The organism is Nocardioides ginsengisegetis (genome assembly GCF_014138045.1).
GTDB classification, from domain to species: Bacteria; Actinomycetota; Actinomycetes; order Propionibacteriales; family Nocardioidaceae; genus Nocardioides; species Nocardioides ginsengisegetis.
In genome coordinates this window covers 492,864-508,890 of the sequence record NZ_JACGXA010000001.1, presented here as the reverse complement: position 1 = coordinate 508,890, position 16,027 = coordinate 492,864, and the positions used below count along the sequence as shown (strand labels likewise).

10 protein-coding genes are annotated in these 16,027 nt (G+C 71.5%); 8 read left to right on the top strand and 2 right to left on the bottom strand.

Going from position 1 to position 16,027, the window contains the following annotated elements:
- The first annotated feature begins 118 nt into the window (after positions 1–118).
- Genes FB382_RS02410 through FB382_RS02400 form a run of 3 tightly spaced genes read left to right on the top strand, consistent with a single transcriptional unit; the run spans position 119 to position 7,585 of the window.
- Positions 119–4,396, top strand: coding sequence for an nSTAND1 domain-containing NTPase (locus FB382_RS02410; protein ID WP_182536479.1), 4,278 nt, complete (start codon positions 119–121; stop codon positions 4,394–4,396).
- A gap of 27 nt (positions 4,397–4,423) precedes the next feature.
- On the top strand, positions 4,424–6,514 hold the full coding sequence (locus tag FB382_RS02405) for an acyltransferase family protein (RefSeq protein WP_182536477.1): 2,091 nt from the start codon (positions 4,424–4,426) through the stop codon (positions 6,512–6,514).
- A gap of 42 nt (positions 6,515–6,556) precedes the next feature.
- A complete protein-coding gene (locus FB382_RS02400) occupies positions 6,557–7,585 on the top strand; it encodes an LLM class F420-dependent oxidoreductase (RefSeq protein WP_182536475.1) in 1,029 nt (342 codons plus the stop codon).
- Here FB382_RS02400 and FB382_RS02395 read toward each other — a convergent pair.
- Positions 7,578–8,924 (bottom strand): aldehyde dehydrogenase family protein, encoded by a 1,347-nt coding sequence (locus FB382_RS02395; protein WP_182536473.1) that lies wholly within the window; start codon positions 8,922–8,924, stop codon positions 7,578–7,580. The genes FB382_RS02400 and FB382_RS02395 overlap by 8 nt on opposite strands.
- A 57-nt stretch (positions 8,925–8,981) precedes the next feature.
- On the opposite strand from FB382_RS02395, the gene FB382_RS02390 reads away from it, so the two are divergent.
- Complete coding sequence (locus tag FB382_RS02390) at positions 8,982–9,560, top strand: isochorismatase family protein (RefSeq protein ID WP_182536471.1); 579 nt, start codon at positions 8,982–8,984, stop codon at positions 9,558–9,560.
- A 7-nt stretch (positions 9,561–9,567) separates the two neighbouring features.
- Here the strand turns inward: FB382_RS02390 and FB382_RS02385 are convergent, their stop codons facing one another.
- Positions 9,568–9,969, bottom strand: coding sequence for a hypothetical protein (locus FB382_RS02385; protein ID WP_182536469.1), 402 nt, complete (start codon positions 9,967–9,969; stop codon positions 9,568–9,570).
- A 110-nt stretch (positions 9,970–10,079) separates the two neighbouring features.
- Here FB382_RS02385 and FB382_RS02380 point away from each other — a divergent pair, with 110 nt between their 5' ends.
- The 4 genes from FB382_RS02380 (at position 10,080) to FB382_RS02365 (ending at position 15,989) form a co-directional block, all read left to right on the top strand.
- Positions 10,080–11,228 (top strand): acyl-CoA dehydrogenase family protein, encoded by a 1,149-nt coding sequence (locus FB382_RS02380; protein WP_125039076.1) that lies wholly within the window; start codon positions 10,080–10,082, stop codon positions 11,226–11,228.
- A gap of 417 nt (positions 11,229–11,645) precedes the next feature.
- Positions 11,646–12,782, top strand: coding sequence for an HNH endonuclease signature motif containing protein (locus tag FB382_RS02375; RefSeq protein ID WP_246377079.1), 1,137 nt, complete (start codon positions 11,646–11,648; stop codon positions 12,780–12,782).
- A 292-nt stretch (positions 12,783–13,074) separates the two neighbouring features.
- Positions 13,075–13,779 carry a calcium-binding protein gene (locus tag FB382_RS02370; protein WP_182536464.1) on the top strand — a complete coding sequence of 235 codons (705 nt, stop codon included), beginning with the start codon at positions 13,075–13,077 and terminating at the stop codon, positions 13,777–13,779.
- 104 nt (positions 13,780–13,883) lie between these two features.
- Positions 13,884–15,989, top strand: a complete 2,106-nt coding sequence (locus FB382_RS02365; protein WP_182536462.1) for an MMPL family transporter — start codon at positions 13,884–13,886, stop codon at positions 15,987–15,989.
- The last annotated feature ends 38 nt before the right edge of the window (positions 15,990–16,027 follow it).

Here is a 16,027-nt window from a genome sequence, read left to right as displayed (position 1 = left end):
CCTCACCCACTGGTCTGACACCCCCCGGTTCCACGACCTCGCCGCATCGGTATCGCCCTGGTATCGCCGCCCATCCGCGTCATTGACGGGCGGTCTGGACGGGGTCGACGGTGGACGAGTGGGAATCGCGGTTCTCGGCCCGCTCTCCGTGGACGGTGCCGAGCGCATCGGCCGCCGCGACCGGGTCGTCCTCGAGACGATGGCGACGCGCCTCGGTCGTCCGGTCAGCGCCGACCTGCTGATCGACGCGCTGTGGGGCGACACCCCTCCCAGCTCGGCCCACAAGGTCCTGCAGGGCTGCATCGTGCGGCTACGGAAGGTGCTCGGCCCCACCGCGATCACCACCTCCGACCACGGATACGTGCTCGTCCTGCCGCCGGACCAGGTCGACGCCCGACGCTTCGAGCGGATCGTGGTCCGTGCACGGGAGCTGCTGTCCCTGGGCGAGAGCGACCGGGCCGGATTCCAGCTGACCGAGGCGCTCGCCCTGTGGAACGGGGACCCCTTCGCCGACCTCGACGGCTGGGCACCTGCGGAGGCCGAGGTCCGGCGGCTGGTGGAGCTGCACCTCGAGGCAGAGGAGCTCCGGGTCGACGCGCACCTGCGGTCCGGGCGCCACGGGCACGTCCTGGCCGAGGCCCAGACGATGGTCCGGGCGGCCCCGCTGCGCGAGCGCCGCTGGACGCTGCTCGCCCTCGCGCAGTACCAGGCCGGCCAGCAGGCCGAGGCGCTGCGCACCCTCCACCGTCTCCGCAGGGTCCTGGCCGAGCAGCTGGGCATCGACCCCGGCCCCGACGTCGCGGCGCTGGAGCAGGCCATCCTCCGGCAGGACGCGGCGCTGCTGACGGAGGGACCGGTCGTCACCAACGGCGAGTGCCCCTACCAGGGGTTGATGCCGTACGACGTGGACGACGCGGACCGGTTCTTCGGCCGCGCCGAGGACGTGGCCGCCTGTCTGGGCGTGCTCGCCCGCACCCCGGTGCTCGCCCTGGTCGGACCCTCGGGGTCGGGCAAGTCGTCGCTGCTCCGGGCCGGGGTGGCAGCGGCTCTGCACCGCGACGGCCGCGCCACCCGCCTGATCACCCCGGGCCGGCACCCGATGCGGGCACTGACGGCCGCCGACGGACTGCCCCGCGGGACGGTCCTGCTGATCGACCAGTTCGAGGAGGTCTTCTCGCTCTGCGCGGACCCGCACGAGCAGCAGGACTTCCTCCAGGCCCTCGTCGACGAGGCCGCCGACCGGACGATCGCCCTCGCGCTGCGGGCCGACCGGCTCGCCGACCTGGCCGCGCACGCGTCGTTCGCGCGGCTCGTGGAGCAGGGCCTCTACCTCGTCGGCGGTCTCAGCGAGGCGGGGCTGCGCGAGGCGGTCGAGGCCCCGGCCCGCCAGGCGGGGCTGATGATCGAGCCGGGCCTGGTCGACGTGCTGGTGCGTGAGGTCGAGGACGACCCCGGGGCCCTCCCCCTGATGTCGCACGCCCTCCTGGAGACCTGGAAGCGGCGCGAGAGCAACACGCTCACGGTGGCCGGCTACCGGGCGTCCGGCGGCATCCACGGAGCCGTCGCCCAGTCGGCCGAACGGCTCTACGGCCAGATCGAGCCGGGGCTCCGGCACCTGATGCGCGACCTGGTGCTCCGGCTCGTCGCCCCCGGCCACCAGGGCGAGCCCGTCCTCAGCCCCGTCCCCACCCGTCAGGTCGCGACCGACCCGGACATGATGCGGCTCATCGACATGCTCGTCGCCGCCCGTCTGGTGACGAGCGGCGACGGGGTCCTCGAGATCACCCACGAGGCACTCGCCCGCGCCTGGCCGCGACTCCGGTCCTGGCTCGACGACGACGTCGAGGGGCAGCGGATCCTGCACCACCTCTCCGCCGCCGCCGACGCGTGGGAGACGCTCGGCCGCCCGGACAGCGAGCTCTACCGCGGCGTGCGCCTGGTGCAGGCCCGGGACTGGCGGCGACGTGGTTCGATCGCCCTCACGGAGGTCGAGCGGGACTTCCTGGAGGCCTCCCGGGCCACCTCCGAGGCCGAGGCCGACCTCGCCGCCGAGCACGCGCGGCGGCAGGCGCGCCTCATCGGTCGGCTGCGGCTGGTCCTGGCCGGCGCCGTCGTCCTGCTCGTGCTGGCGCTGGCGGCCGGCGGCGTCGCCGTCGTCCAGTCCGACCGTGCGGGCCGCAACGCCACCACCGCCGTACGCGCGGAGGCCACGGCACAGGCGGCCGCGCTCTCGGCGCGCGCCCAGCGCGCCGGCGCCCAGGCCGTGGTGACCGAGGACATCGACCTCGCGCTCCTGCTCGGCGTCGCGGGAGTCCGCCTGCAGTCGTCACCTCAGACCCTCAGCAGCCTCACCCAGGTCCTGGCCAGGCGACCCGCGTTGGTGCGGTCCTGGCACCTGGACGGCGCCGAGGCGCTCGCGGTCGACATCAGCCCCGACGGCCGCCGCGTCGTGACCGTCGACGCGACCCACGAAGTGCGCCTCGTGGACCTGGCCACCGGCCACCAGGTCGCCACCCGCCAGGTCGGGGCCCCGCGCACCGAGATGGAGCAGATCCGCAACGTCGAGTTCGCCCCCGACGGCCAGATGGTCGCCGTCGCCAGCACGGCCCTGAGCCGGCACCCCGTCGTGCTCCTGCGCGGCAACGGCCTCGCCCCTGTCGCCCCCGCGCTCCCCCGGGTGCCCGGCGGGCCCTGGCGGGTCACCGACCTCACCTTCAGCCGGGACGGCACCACCCTCGCGGCCGTCCTCGTCCGGGTCACCCGCGGGGACCGCGGCGGTCCTGTCACCGCAGTGGTCTGGCACCTGAGGTCGCAACGACCGCCCACGCTCGTCGACCTCACGAGCCATTGGGGCTGGGCCTCGGTGGCGCTCAGCCCGGACGGTCGGCTGCTCTACTCCGCCCCCGGTCTGGCGGTGCACGACCTGACCACCGGCGCGGTCCGCCCGCTCGCGTCGCTGGACTTCGACCCGGGGGACGGTGACGGTTCCGGTCTCGAGGTCAGCCCCGACGGTCGGTTCCTCGCGGTCGCCCTGGGCACGACCCGGGCGGTGGCCCTCGTCGACGCCCGGACCGGCCGCGTGCGGCGGCAGGTCCGGACCACCGCCGAGGTCGACGTCGTCCGCTTCGACCGGTCCGGCGAGCGCCTGCTGACGACGACCTGGCCGGATCGGGAGACCACCGTGTGGGACACCCGCTCCGGGGCACGGGTCGCCCAGTTCCCGCTGGGCTTCGGCGCCGGTCCGGCCGTGGCGCTGACTCCCGACGGCGCCACCGTCGTGAGCGGTGGCCACGACCACGCGCTGCGCAGCTGGGACGTCGACGGCGACCGTCGCTTCCTCCGGCGCATCCCGGTGCAAGGCCTGCCGTGGACCGCGACCAACCGGGAGGGCGCCTGCTTCGCCACCCCGTCACCCTCCGGGGGGTACGTCGCCTTCGCGCTGTGCCGTGGGTCGGCGCCGCGTCAGACCTACGTGCTGCTCGACGTCGCCCGGCGACGCGCCCACACGGTCCGGGCCGCCCGTGAGGGCTTCTCCTTCGGTGGGGGCAGCTGGTCGCACGATCGCTACGTCAATGCCGACGGGGGCACGGTCGAGCTCTTCGACGGGCGCCGGGGCCGCCTCGTCCGTTCCTTCCGTCCCGGCGGGCCGCGGGTCGTCGAGACCGACTTCTCCCCCGACGGCAGTCGCCTGGTCGTGGCCGAGCTCGACGGACGCATCTCGATGGTCGGCGCCGACACGCTGTCGCCGCTCGGCAAGCCGGTCGACCTGGGCAAGCACGTGTGCTGTGTGGCCGCCGGGCCGGACGACTGGACGGCCTTCGTGCTCATGGGTGGGCCCAGTCCCGACCCGCTGTGGAACGACCCCTCGACGGAGTGGGCGCTCGTCGACCTCGAGCACGGCACCAGGCTCGCGACCGGACACCTCTCGATGGGCAACGGGATCTGGGCGGCGTACTCCCCCGATGGTCGCTACGCGGCGGCGACCGGCTTCGACGGCGAGGTCGAGGTGATCGACCTCCACACCCACCAGCCCGTCCGTCCACCCCTGCGGGTCCACGACGCAGGTGTCTTCTGGGGCGCCTTCTCGCCTGACGGCTCCCAGCTGGTGACCACCGGGGCCAACGGCTCGGTCGTGGTGTGGGACAGCGCGACCGGCACCCCGGTCAGCGAGATCACCGCCCCCAACAGGTTCCTGGTGTCCGCCGAGTTCCGCCCCGACGGCCACTCTCTGCTGGTCGCTCCCTGGTCCGGCGACCCCGCGGTCTACGTCTGGGACCCCAGCGCCCAGCACGCCATCGCGTTCGCGTGCCGGGCCGTGGGCCGCGACCTGTCCGGTGCGGAGTGGCAGGAGTACTTCGGGGACGAGCCCTACCGCTCGACCTGCCCCACACCCTGACCCGACCCCCTTGGGTACGGTCTGCGCGTGGCGAACCGGGTGCGCGGAGACATCCAGGGCCTGCGCGCGGTCGCGGTCCTGACCGTCATCGCTGCCCACGCCGGCATCCCGGGCCTCACCGGCGGCTACGTCGGCGTCGACGTCTTCTTCGTCGTCTCGGGCTACCTGATCTCGCGCCTGCTCTTCGCGGAGGTCGAGCGCACCGGCCGGCTGAGCCTCGCCGGCTTCTGGGCCCGCCGGGCCCGCCGGATCCTGCCCGCCGCGACCCTGGTGACCGTCGTGACCCTGGCCGCCTCGCTGGTCTACCTGAGCCTGGTCGACGCCCGCCAGGTGGTGACCGACGCGGGCTGGGCCACGGCCTTCGCCGCCAACCTGCACTTCGCCGCCGACGGGGTCGACTACTTCGCCCAGGACCAGGGCCCCTCACCGCTCCAGCACTACTGGTCGCTGTCGGTGGAGGAGCAGTTCTACCTCGTCTGGCCGTTGCTCCTCGCCGCGGTCGTGCTCACCGCGCGGGGCGAACGACGCCGCACCCCGCTGCCCCGCCGGGACCTCGCCGTCGTGCTGGCCGTCGCCACCGTCGCGTCGTTCACGTGGTCGGTCGTGCAGACCGGCAGCGACCCGGTGGCGGCCTACTTCTCCACGCTGACGCGCGCCTGGGAGCTCGGCCTGGGCGCCCTCACCGCGCTCGTCGCGCCGCGGCTCGTCCGCGCGCTCAGCCCGAGGGCGCTGGCCCTGCTCACCGGCGCCGGGCTCGCCGCGATCGCGGTCGCCTGCCTGACCTTCACCACGGCCACGCCGTTCCCCGGCTCCGCGGCCGCCCTCCCCGTCGTCGGGACCGCTCTGGTGCTCCTCGCCGGCGCGGGACGGCACGAGCCGACCCCCAACCGCTGGCTCGGCCTCCAGCCGCTCCGGACCGTCGGGGACTGGTCCTACTCGCTCTACCTGTGGCACTGGCCGGTGCTGGTCCTCGCCGAGCGCCACCTCGGCCGCTCCCTGACCGGCCTCGAGACCGCGTCGGCGCTGCTGGCCACGTTCGCGCTCGCGGGAGCGACGTACACGTTCGTGGAGACGCCGTTCCGCACCGGCCGCCCCGCCCGGGTGCTGACGGTGCCGCGGGCCGTCGCGCTCTACCCCGCCTGCGTCGCGCTGGTCGCGGTCGCCTGCACCGGCTCGTGGTGGTGGACCGAGTGGCGCGGCGGCGAGCTCGGGCACGACCCGGCCGTCACCGTCGGGGAGTACGGCGCCCCGCCGGGCGCCGACCGGACCGTCGCGTTGGTCCGGGCCAGCGTCCTGGCCGCCCGCGACCACCGGCCCGTGCCCAGTGACCTGACGCCTGACGTGCTCAGCCTGCGCGACTCCGTGGCCGACGTCGGCGACTGCGACTACACGGACTTCCCCGACACTCGGGACCTGTGCCCTCGCGGGAACCCCGACGGGGAGCGCACCCTCGTCGTCACGGGTGACTCGCACGCCCGCGCCTGGATCCCCGCCTTCGAGGAGATCGCCCGGCACGACGGCTGGAAGGCCTACTACCTCGTCAAGCCGCAGTGCACGGCCGCCCGCGTGACCGTCGGCGACCTCGAGGAGGGGAAGCCGTGGGCCGACTGCGACGAGTTCCACGACTGGGTGCTGCAGCAGGTCGCGGACCTCGACCCCGACCTCGTCGTCGTCGCCTCCTCTCCTCCGGTCAACGGCGTCTGGGTCGACGGCAACCACCTGCTGGAGGAGGGCGCCGTGAGCCGCGTCCTGACCGCCGGCTACGACGAGCTCTTCGACCGGCTCACCGACCTGGCCCCCCACGTCGCCCTGATCCGCGACGTGCCCAAGTCGCCCGAGGACCCGGCGACCTGCCTGACCACCGGCGACCCCGACCTCGGCGACTGCCTCTTCCGGCCGCTGGACCGGTCCCGGACCCTCGGCGCCGTCCCGGTCCGCCGCGCCCGCGCCCACGGCGTGGAGGTCACCGACCCGACCCGCTGGCTGTGCTGGGACGGCTCCTGCCCGATCGTGGTCGGCTCGACGATCACCTACCGCGACGTCGACCACCTCACCACCGAGTACGCCGCCACCCTGGCCGAGCCGCTCGGCCGTGACCTCGGTCTCTGGAGCCGGTGAACCCATTGCCACTGTGACAGCGCCGGTGTCAGAGTGACCGCCATGAAGCTCTCGATGCCCCTGACCTACGCCGGCAACCCGCGCGAGACCGCCGACCAGCTGGCCGGACTCGAGAAGGCCGGCCTCGACCGGATCTGGGTCGCCGAGCCCTACGGCTTCGACTCCCCCACGCTGATGGGCTACCTGGCCGCGAAGACCGAGACGGTCGAGATCGCCGCCGGCATCCTGAACATCTACTCCCGCACCCCGGGCGCCCTGCTGCAGACCGCGGCCGGACTCGACAACGTCTCCGGCGGCCGCGCCGTCATCGGTCTCGGTGCCTCGGGCCCGCAGGTCATCGAGGGCTTCCACGGACTCCCCTACGACAAGCCGCTCGGCCGCACCCGCGAGATCCTCGACATGCTCCGCCGCGGCCTGCGCCGCGAGGCGCTGACCAGCGACGGCATTTACAAGATCCCGCTGCCCGCCGACCAGGGTCTCGGCCTCGGCAAGCCCCTCAAGCTGCTCAACAAGCCCGAGCGCGCCGACGTGCCGCTCTGGGTCGCCGCCCTGGGCAGCAAGAACGTCGAGATGACCGCCGAGTGCGCCGACGGCTGGCTGCCGTTCCTCTTCCACCCCGACAAGGCCAAGGACGTCTGGGGCGAGGCCATCGCGGCCGGCGTCGCCAAGCGCGCCCCCGAGCTCGGGCCGCTGCAGATCAGCGCCGGCGGCATGGTCGCGATCGGCGAGGACGTGAAGGGGATGCTCGACTTCATGCGCCCGATGTACGCGCTCTACGTCGGCGGCATGGGCGCCCGCGGCAAGAACTTCTACAACGAGCTCGCCTGCCAGTACGGCTACGAGAAGGAGGCCAAGGAGATCCAGGACCTCTACCTCGGCGGCAACAAGCGGGACGCCGAGGCCAAGGTCCCGCTCGAGTGGCTGGAGGCGGGCAACCTGGTCGGCCCCGCGTCATACGTCAAGGAGCGGATCGCGGCCTTCCAGGAGGCCGGCTGCACCGAGCTCTCCGTCATCCCCGCCTCCGACGACCCGGCCGCCACCGTGGCGCAGGTCAAGGAGTGGATCAGCTGACGGTGCGGATCAGCTTCTTGTTGACGAACTCGTCGATGCCGTAGCGGCCCAGCTCCCGGCCGAAGCCGGAGCGCTTGACGCCGCCGAACGGAAGCTCGGCGCCGTCCAGCAGCACCCCGTTGACGAACACCATGCCGGCGTCGATCGCGTCGGCGACGCGGGCAGCCTGCTCGGCGTCGCTGGTGAAGACGTAGGAGCCGAGGCCGAACGGGGTGTCGTTGGCGATGGCGACGGCCTCCTGCTCGGACGCGGCCCGGAACACCGTCGCGACCGGGCCGAAGAGCTCCTCGCGGTAGGCGTCGTTGTCGGCGGTGACGCCGGTGAGCACCCCGGTCGGGAAGAACGCGCCCCGGCGTGCTCCGGACGACGCCAGGGACGCGCCCTGCGCGACGGCCCGGTCGACCTGCTCCTGGAGGCGCTCGGCAGCGGCGACCGACGACAGCGGCGCGATGCCCTCGGCGTACGCGAGGACGGCGGCGGTGAACTTCTCCACGAACGCGTCGTAGAGGTCGTCGACCACGATGAAGCGCTTGGCGGCGTTGCAGGACTGCCCGGTGTTGTCCATCCGCGCGGCCACCGCCTGCTCCACGACCGCGTCGAGGTCGTCGGTCGACAACAGGATGAACGGGTCGGACCCACCGAGCTCGAGCACGACCTTCTTCAGGTGCCGGCCCGCGACCTCGGCGACCGCGGCGCCCGCGCGCTGGGAGCCGGTCAGCGAGACCCCGGCGACCCGGTGGTCCGCGATGATGGCGGCGGCCTGGTCGTTGCTGGCGTAGACGTTGACGTAGGCGCCGGCCGGGAAGCCCGCGTCGTCGAAGATCCGCTGGAGCGCCGCCGCCGACTCGGGACACTGCGGTGCGTGCTTGAGCAGCACGGGGTTGCCGATGCACAGGTTGGGCCCGGCGAACCGGGCCACCTGGTAGTAGGGGAAGTTCCACGGCATGATCCCGAGCAGCACGCCGTACGACGACTTCCGGATCAGCGCGTCCCCCTCCCCGTGGAGCAGCGCGATCGGCTCGTCGGCCAGGAGCGCCTCGGCGTTGTCGGCGTAGTAGGCGTGGATGGCGGCGCTGAAGGCCACCTCGCCGCGGGCGTCCTGGAGCGGCTTGCCCATCTCCCGGACGATGGTCGCGGCGAGCTCGCCCTGGCGCTCGAGGTGCAGCTCTGCGACGCGCCGTACCAGCGCGGCGCGCTGGGCCACGATCGTCGTCCGCGACCAGTCGCGCGAGGCGGCCGCCGCAGCGGCGAGGGCCACCTCGATCTCGGCGTCCGTGGCGGTCGGGTACTCCCGGACGACCTCGCCGGTCGCCGGGTCGGTCACGGCGTAGTCGCTCACTTCTTCGCCCCCTTCACGCGCGGGTCGATGCCTCGAGATTACGCCTAGAGTGGGGGCGTGACCGACCCGTACGCCGGCTGGGCACTCATCGTCGTCGACGCCCAGCAGGGCTTCGACGACCCGGTCTGGGGCGCCCGCAACAACCCGGCCTGCGACGACAACATCGCGGCTCTCGTCGACGACTGGTCCAGCCACGGCCGGCCGCTCGTCTACGTCCGCCACGACAGCACGGAGGAGGGGTCCGCGCTCACCCCGGGCACGCCGGGTAACGACCTGCGCGACTACCTCGGCCGCGCCGAGCCCGACCTGCTGGTCTCCAAACAGGTCAACTCGGCCTTCCTCGGCAGCCCTGACCTGCACGCCTGGCTGCTCGAGCAGGAGGCGGCGGGGATCGTCGTCTGCGGCATCACCACCAACCACTGCTGCGAGACGACCGTCCGGATGGGCGCCAACCTCGGCCATCCCGTGCTCTTCCCCATCGACGCGACCTTCTGCCACGACCGGCGCCACCCCGACGGCACCCTCCTGTCGGCCGACGAGCTCAGCCGGGCGACGGCGGCGAGCCTCCACGAGGAGTTCGCCAACGTGACCACGACCGCCGAGGTCCTCGCCGGGCGCGCCCGCCCGATCGACTGATGCGTCGTCAGTCGCCGGTCGGCAGCGACTCCGGGTCGACGCCGCGGCGTACGAAGACGACGTAGGTGTGCGTCCCCTCGCGCAACCCGATCACAGCCCGCGTGGGATCGACCCCGTCGAGCTGCCACACATCGGTCGCGCCGAACCCCTCGAAGGGGTCACCGCCGCAGGTCGTGACGTTGCACGCCGGGTACGTCGAGTTGCCGACCTCCGCGAGGATCGCCGGCCGGTCGACCGGGCGCCACTCGTCGTAGAGCCGCCCTCCGAACAGGAGGTCGGCGCAGGGGCCGGTCGGTGTCGGCGGGGTCGGGCACGAGCTCGTCGAGCTGTCCGAGGCGCACGACGCCGCGAGCAGGGCCGTGGCTGCCGCGACGGCCCGGCTGACGCGCGAGGGACGACGCCGGTCCATGTCCCCTTCACGGTAGACCCGGCAGGGCGACGCGGCCGAACACCTCCTTGAATGCTGACAGTGGAACTGTCACAGTGGTTCCGCCCACCCCTGCATCCTCCGGAGGACCCATGAGCAAGCCGACGTCGATCTTCGAGCAGGAGCACGAGGACTTCCGGCGTACCGTCCGCGCCTTCCTCGACAAGGAGGTCGTGCCCTTCCACGACCAGTGGGAGGCCGACGGCCAGGTCAGCCGCGAGGTCTGGACCAAGGCGGGCGAGGCGGGGCTGCTCTGCTTCGACGTCGACGAGGCCTACGGCGGCATGGGCGCGAAAGACTTCCGCTACAACATGGTCGTCAGTGAGGAGATCTCGCGGGTCGGGGCGAGCGGGCTCGGCTTCGCCGTGCACACCGACATCATCGTCCCCTACATCAGCAGCCTCGGCACCGAGGAGCAGAAGCAGCGCTGGCTCCCCGGACTGGTCAGCGGCGAGCTGATCTCGGCGATCGCGATGACCGAGCCGGGCGCCGGGTCCGACCTGCAGGGCATCCGGACCACCGCGGTCGACAAGGGCGACCACTACGTCCTCAACGGCTCCAAGACCTTCATCTCCAACGGCATCATGAGCGACCTGGTCATCGTGGTCTGCCGCACCAACCCCGACGCCGGCCACCAGGGCATCAGCCTGCTCGTCGTCGAGCGCGGGATGGCCGGCTTCGAGCGCGGCCGCAACCTCGACAAGATGGGCCTCAAGGCCCAGGACACCTCCGAGCTGTTCTTCGACAACGTCGAGGTGCCCAAGACCAACCTGCTCGGCGAGGAGGGCTCGGGCTTCATCAGCCTGATGGTCAACCTGCCGCAGGAGCGGATCTCGATCGCTGCGATCGCCGTCGCCGCCTGCGAGCACGTCCTCCAGCTCTGCCTGGACTACGCCAAGGAGCGCGAGGCGTTCGGCCGGCCGATCGGGAAGTTCCAGCACAACCGCTTCCTGCTGGCCGAGATGGCCACCGAGGTCCACATCGCCCGCGTCTTCGTCAACGACTGCGTGCTCAAGCTCAACGCCGGCGAGGTCGACACCTCGCTCGCCTCGATGGCGAAGTGGTGGACCACCGAGCTGCAGAAGAAGATCGTCGACCAGGGCGTCCAGCTCCACGGCGGCTACGGCTACATGATGGAGTACCCCATCGCCAAGGCGTACGTCGACAGCCGCATCCAGACCATCTACGGCGGCACCACCGAGATCCAGAAGGAGATCATCGGCCGGTCCCTCGGCATCTGACTTTCGCTGGTTGAGGTGCGAAGGCGTGCAACGCCTGAGCCTCGAAACCCGGTGAGCCAAGGTGGGGCCTTGAGTGGGGCTAGCGCGCCGACGCTTCGCTGCGGGACGTCGCGCCTTCGGCGCGTATTTCCAGAATTTGGGTGGTCACCGCAGGGTTCGCACGAGGTGCCTCCGGGCCCTGATTCCTGGCTTTCGGCCGCCTGGCTCGACCGTCGTGATCCAGGTTTCAAAATTCTCTCGATTCTTTACCTTTCTCGATCGCAAATAGGGGCTCTGGCCTGCGGTTTTGTCGGTGGTCCCTGCTGGAATTGATCCATGACAGCGATGGTCCAGCAGCCTCCTCGACACCAGGTGTCGCGCGCTGTTGCCGCTGTCCACGCAAGCTTGGACGAGGTCTCGGATGCGTCGTTGTGGTCGATGTCGACGGAGGAGGCCGCCGCGACTCTGGCTGAGGCCACCCGGATGGTCGCTCGGGCGCAGGAGATCGAGATGCGGGTCGCCGAGCACGCCAAGACCGTCGGGGTTGGTGAGTCGGTCGGGGCGACCTCGCCTTCGAACTTCTGGGCGCACGCCACCCACCAGACTCAGACCGCCGCGCACGGGAAGATGCGGCTAGCCGTCGCGCTGGCGGCGCGGCCGGCTCTGCGGACGGCGGTCGCCGCTGGGGACGTGTTGGTCGAGCAGGCGCGGGTGATCGTGGACGCCGTGGAGGTCCTCCCGGTCGAGCATCGCGACGAGGCGGAGGCGATGTTGATCACGTTCGCCGCCGAGCACGACGCGCAGGCGTTGAAGAAGCTGGGCCGGCGGATCCTGGAGTTCCTGGACCCCGACGCCGCCGAGGCGCACGAGGCCAAGCAGCTCGAGGACGAGGAGCGCGACGCGGCCCGGTCCACCAAGCTGACCATGACCGACGACGGACACGGCAAGGTGCACGGCCGGTTCACGTTGCCCTCGGCGCAGGCCGCGATGCTGAAGAAGGCACTGCTGGCGTTCGCCGCACCCAAGCACCGGGCCGCCGTCGACGGCGGCCTCGGTGAGCGCAGGCCCAGTGCCGAGCGGATGGGGCAGGCGTTCGTCGAGCTCATCGAGCGCTACCCGGTCAACCGCCTGCCCAAGTCTGGCGGGGTGTCCGCCACGGTCGTGGTGACGATGGACATCTCCACCTTGATGGGCGGCTTGAGGGCGGCGTCGCTGGACACGGGTGAGCGGATCACCGCCGGCCAGGCCCGCCGGCTCGCGTGCGAGGCCGGGATCATCCCCGCCGTGCTCGGCGGGAAGTCCCAGGTGTTGGACCTGGGCCGCAAGCGCCGCTTCCACACCGAGTCCCAACGGATCGCGATGGCCATCGAACAGGGCGGCTGCAACGCGGAAGGATGCGACTGGCCACCAGGCCTGTGCCACGGCCACCACGAAATCCCCTGGCACCTCGACGGCGAGACCTCCGTGGAGAAGGGCATGCTCCTCTGCCCCCATCACCACGCCCGGGCGCACGACCCGAAGTTCACGATGACCAAACAGGCCGGCGGGAAGGTCGCCTTCAACCGAAGGACATAGGCCGACGTACGACCAATCTGTGAACCTTGATCACGACGGTCGAGCCAGGCGACCGAAAGCCGGCAAGCAGGGCCCGGAGGCACCTCGTGCGAGCCCTGCGGTGACCACGTAAGTCTCTGAACCGCGCCGCAGGCGCGGCCACCTGCACCCGACCCTCTACGTCACCGCGTCCCCAAAACAGGTCACCCGCGAGCGATCGCCGCTCAGCCTCCCCTCATGTCTGATAGGCGTCACAGGTCGCGCTTGGCCACGGACGTGGCGGATGACGGAGGAATCACAGAGGGAGACGCTCATGCACAAGGTTGCCGCAGGACTCGCCGCAGCGACGCTGCTGCTGCTCAGCGCACACGTCACCGGGGTCGCCAGCGCCGAGGGCACACCGGTCTGTGGACCGCCCGGTGGTGAGCTCCCCGCCACGATCGTGGGGGCAGGCGTCATCAACGGCACCAGCGGCGACGACGTCATCGTGGCGAGCGCCGGGAACGACGTCGTGAACGCCGGTGGTGGCGACGACGTCGTGTGCGGCCAGGGCGGCAACGACGTGATCAGCGGTGGCATGGGCAACGACACCCTCATCGGGGACGACCCGCTCACCACGGACCCGTCGGTCCCGTCGAACGGGGCGAACGACGACACGCTGAGCGGCGGTCAGGGTGACGACTTCCTGGCCGGCCTGGGCGGCAACGACACACTGGACGGTGGCATGGGCGCCGACGAGATCATCGGGTTCGGTGGTGTCGACACGATCAACGCCGGTCCCGGTGATGACGAGGCCTTGGGTGGTCCGCTCAACGACGTGATCGCCGGCGGTCCGGACAACGACACCCTCTACGGCAACTTCGGCAGCGACAACATCGCCGGAGGTCCGGGCGACGACTTCATCGACGGCGACAACCCGAACCCCGGCACTCCGCCCTTCCCGCCCGGCGGCAACAACGACGTCTGCAGCGGCGGTCCGGGCACCAACGTCGTCCAGAACTGCGAGGTGACCTCCTGACGGGGAGCCGGCAACGGCTCCACCGATGAGTCGAGGTCACAGTTCGGGTCTGATCAGGGAAAACCCCGATGCCGACTGTCCCCGCCCCGTGATGGAGTTCTCCCATGCATCGTCAGATCGCCGGCAAGCTCACCGGCAGAGTCACCAAGTGGATCGTCCTCGTCGCCTGGATCATCATCTTCGGCGTCGCCGGCGGCTTCGCCTCGAAGCTGACCGATGTCCAGAACAACGAGGCCTCCTCCTGGCTGCCCGCGTCGGCCGAGTCGACGCGCGCGCTGGAGAAGCTCGCCCCCTTCCAGGACCAGAACGACATCCCCACCGTCCTCGTTTACACCCGCTCCGGCGGCCTGACCCCCGGCGACCTGTCCGCGATCAAGGAGCAGGTCGCCGAGATCCAGGACATGAAGGGCGTCGTGGGCCAGGTCCAGGGCCCGATCCCGTCCCAGGACGGTGAGGTCGCCCAGACCGTCGTGACCTACAACTTCGGCCAGAACGGCTGGAACGACCTCCCCGCCACCGCCGACAAGCTCCGCGAGATCATGGCGATCGACGGGGTCACCACCCACATCGCCGGTCCCGGTGGCCAGGCCGCCGACTCGGCCGAGGCCTTCGCCGGCATCGACGGCACCCTGCTGTTCGCCACGCTCGGCGTGGTCATTCTGATCCTGCTCTTCACCTACCGCAGCCCGGTCCTCTGGCTGCTGCCGATCATCAGCGCCGTCTTCGCCCTGTTCACCTCCGAGGCGGTCATCTACTTCCTTGCCAAGTACGCCGACCTCACCGTCAACGGCCAGTCCCAGGGCATCCTGACCGTCCTGGTCGTCGGCGCCGGCACCGACTACGCCCTGCTTCTCGTGGCCCGCTACCGCGAGGAGCTGCGCCGCCACGAGGACCGGCACGAAGCGATGGCCTTCGCGCTGCACCGCGCGGCCCCGGCCATCTTCGCCAGCGCCGGCACCGTCGTGGTCGGCATGCTCTGCCTGATGCTGGCCGAGATGAACTCCACGGCCGGCCTCGGCCCGGTCAACGCGATCGGCGTCGGCATCACCCTGCTGGTGATGGTCACCCTGCTGCCCGCGCTGCTGGTCATCTGCGGCCGCTGGATCTTCTGGCCGGCGCGCCCCCACATGGGCTCGGCCGAGCCGACCGCCTCGGGCCTGTGGGCACGCGTCGGACGCCGGATCTCCCCGCGCCCGCGCGCGGTCTGGGTCGGCACGACCGTGGTGCTGCTCGTGGCCTGCCTGGGCCTGTTCAAGCTCGACGCCCACGGCCTGTCCACCGAGGACCAGTACACCAAGGAGTTCGACTCGGTGAAGGGACAGAAGGTCCTCATCGAGCACGGTCTCGTCGACACCTCGACCCCGATCATGGTCGTCGCCAACGCCGACAAGGCCCAGGACGTCGCCGCCGCGATGGCCACGGTCCCCGGGCTGAGCACCCCCGACACCTCGGTCCCGCCGGTCGACGGGGTCGCCCTCGTGACCGCCACGGTTCCGGGCGACGTCGCCGCGCAAGCGGCCTTCGACAAGGTCACCGAGGTCCGCACCGCGGTCCACGGCGTGAGCGGGGCCGACGCCCTCGTGGGCGGCACGTCCGCGCTCTACCTCGACATCGAGAAGGCCTCCACCCGCGACAACAAGGTGATCATCCCGGTCGTCCTGATCGTCGTGATGCTCATCCTGATGGTGCTGCTGCGGGCCCTGCTCTCGCCGCTGCTGCTGATGCTGACCGTGGTGCTGTCCTTCGGGGCAGCGCTGGGCATCTCCACGCTGCTGTTCGAGTACGTCTTCGGCTTCAACGGCGCCGACGCCTCGTTCCCGCTCTTCGTGTTCGTCTTCCTCGTCGCCCTGGGCATCGACTACAACATCTTCCTGATGACCCGGGTCCGCGAGGAGACGATGACCAAGGGCACCCGCCAGGGCTCGCTGATCGCCCTGTCGGCCACCGGTGGCGTGATCACCTCGGCCGGCCTGGTGCTCGCGGCGACCTTCGCCGTCCTCGGCTCCATCCCGCTGGTGTTCCTCGCCGAGATGGGCACCGCGGTCGCGCTGGGCGTCATCCTCGACACGATGATCGTCCGGTCGGTCCTGGTCACCGCGCTCAACCTCGACCTGGGCAGCAAGATCTGGTGGCCGAGCAAGCTCGATCGCGGCGACCAGCCGACCGAGGTCACCGCACCCGTCGACGAGTGGGAGCCCGCCTCCCGCTGACCAGACCAACCTGCGGGCCCGGGGGTCCACCTCCCGGG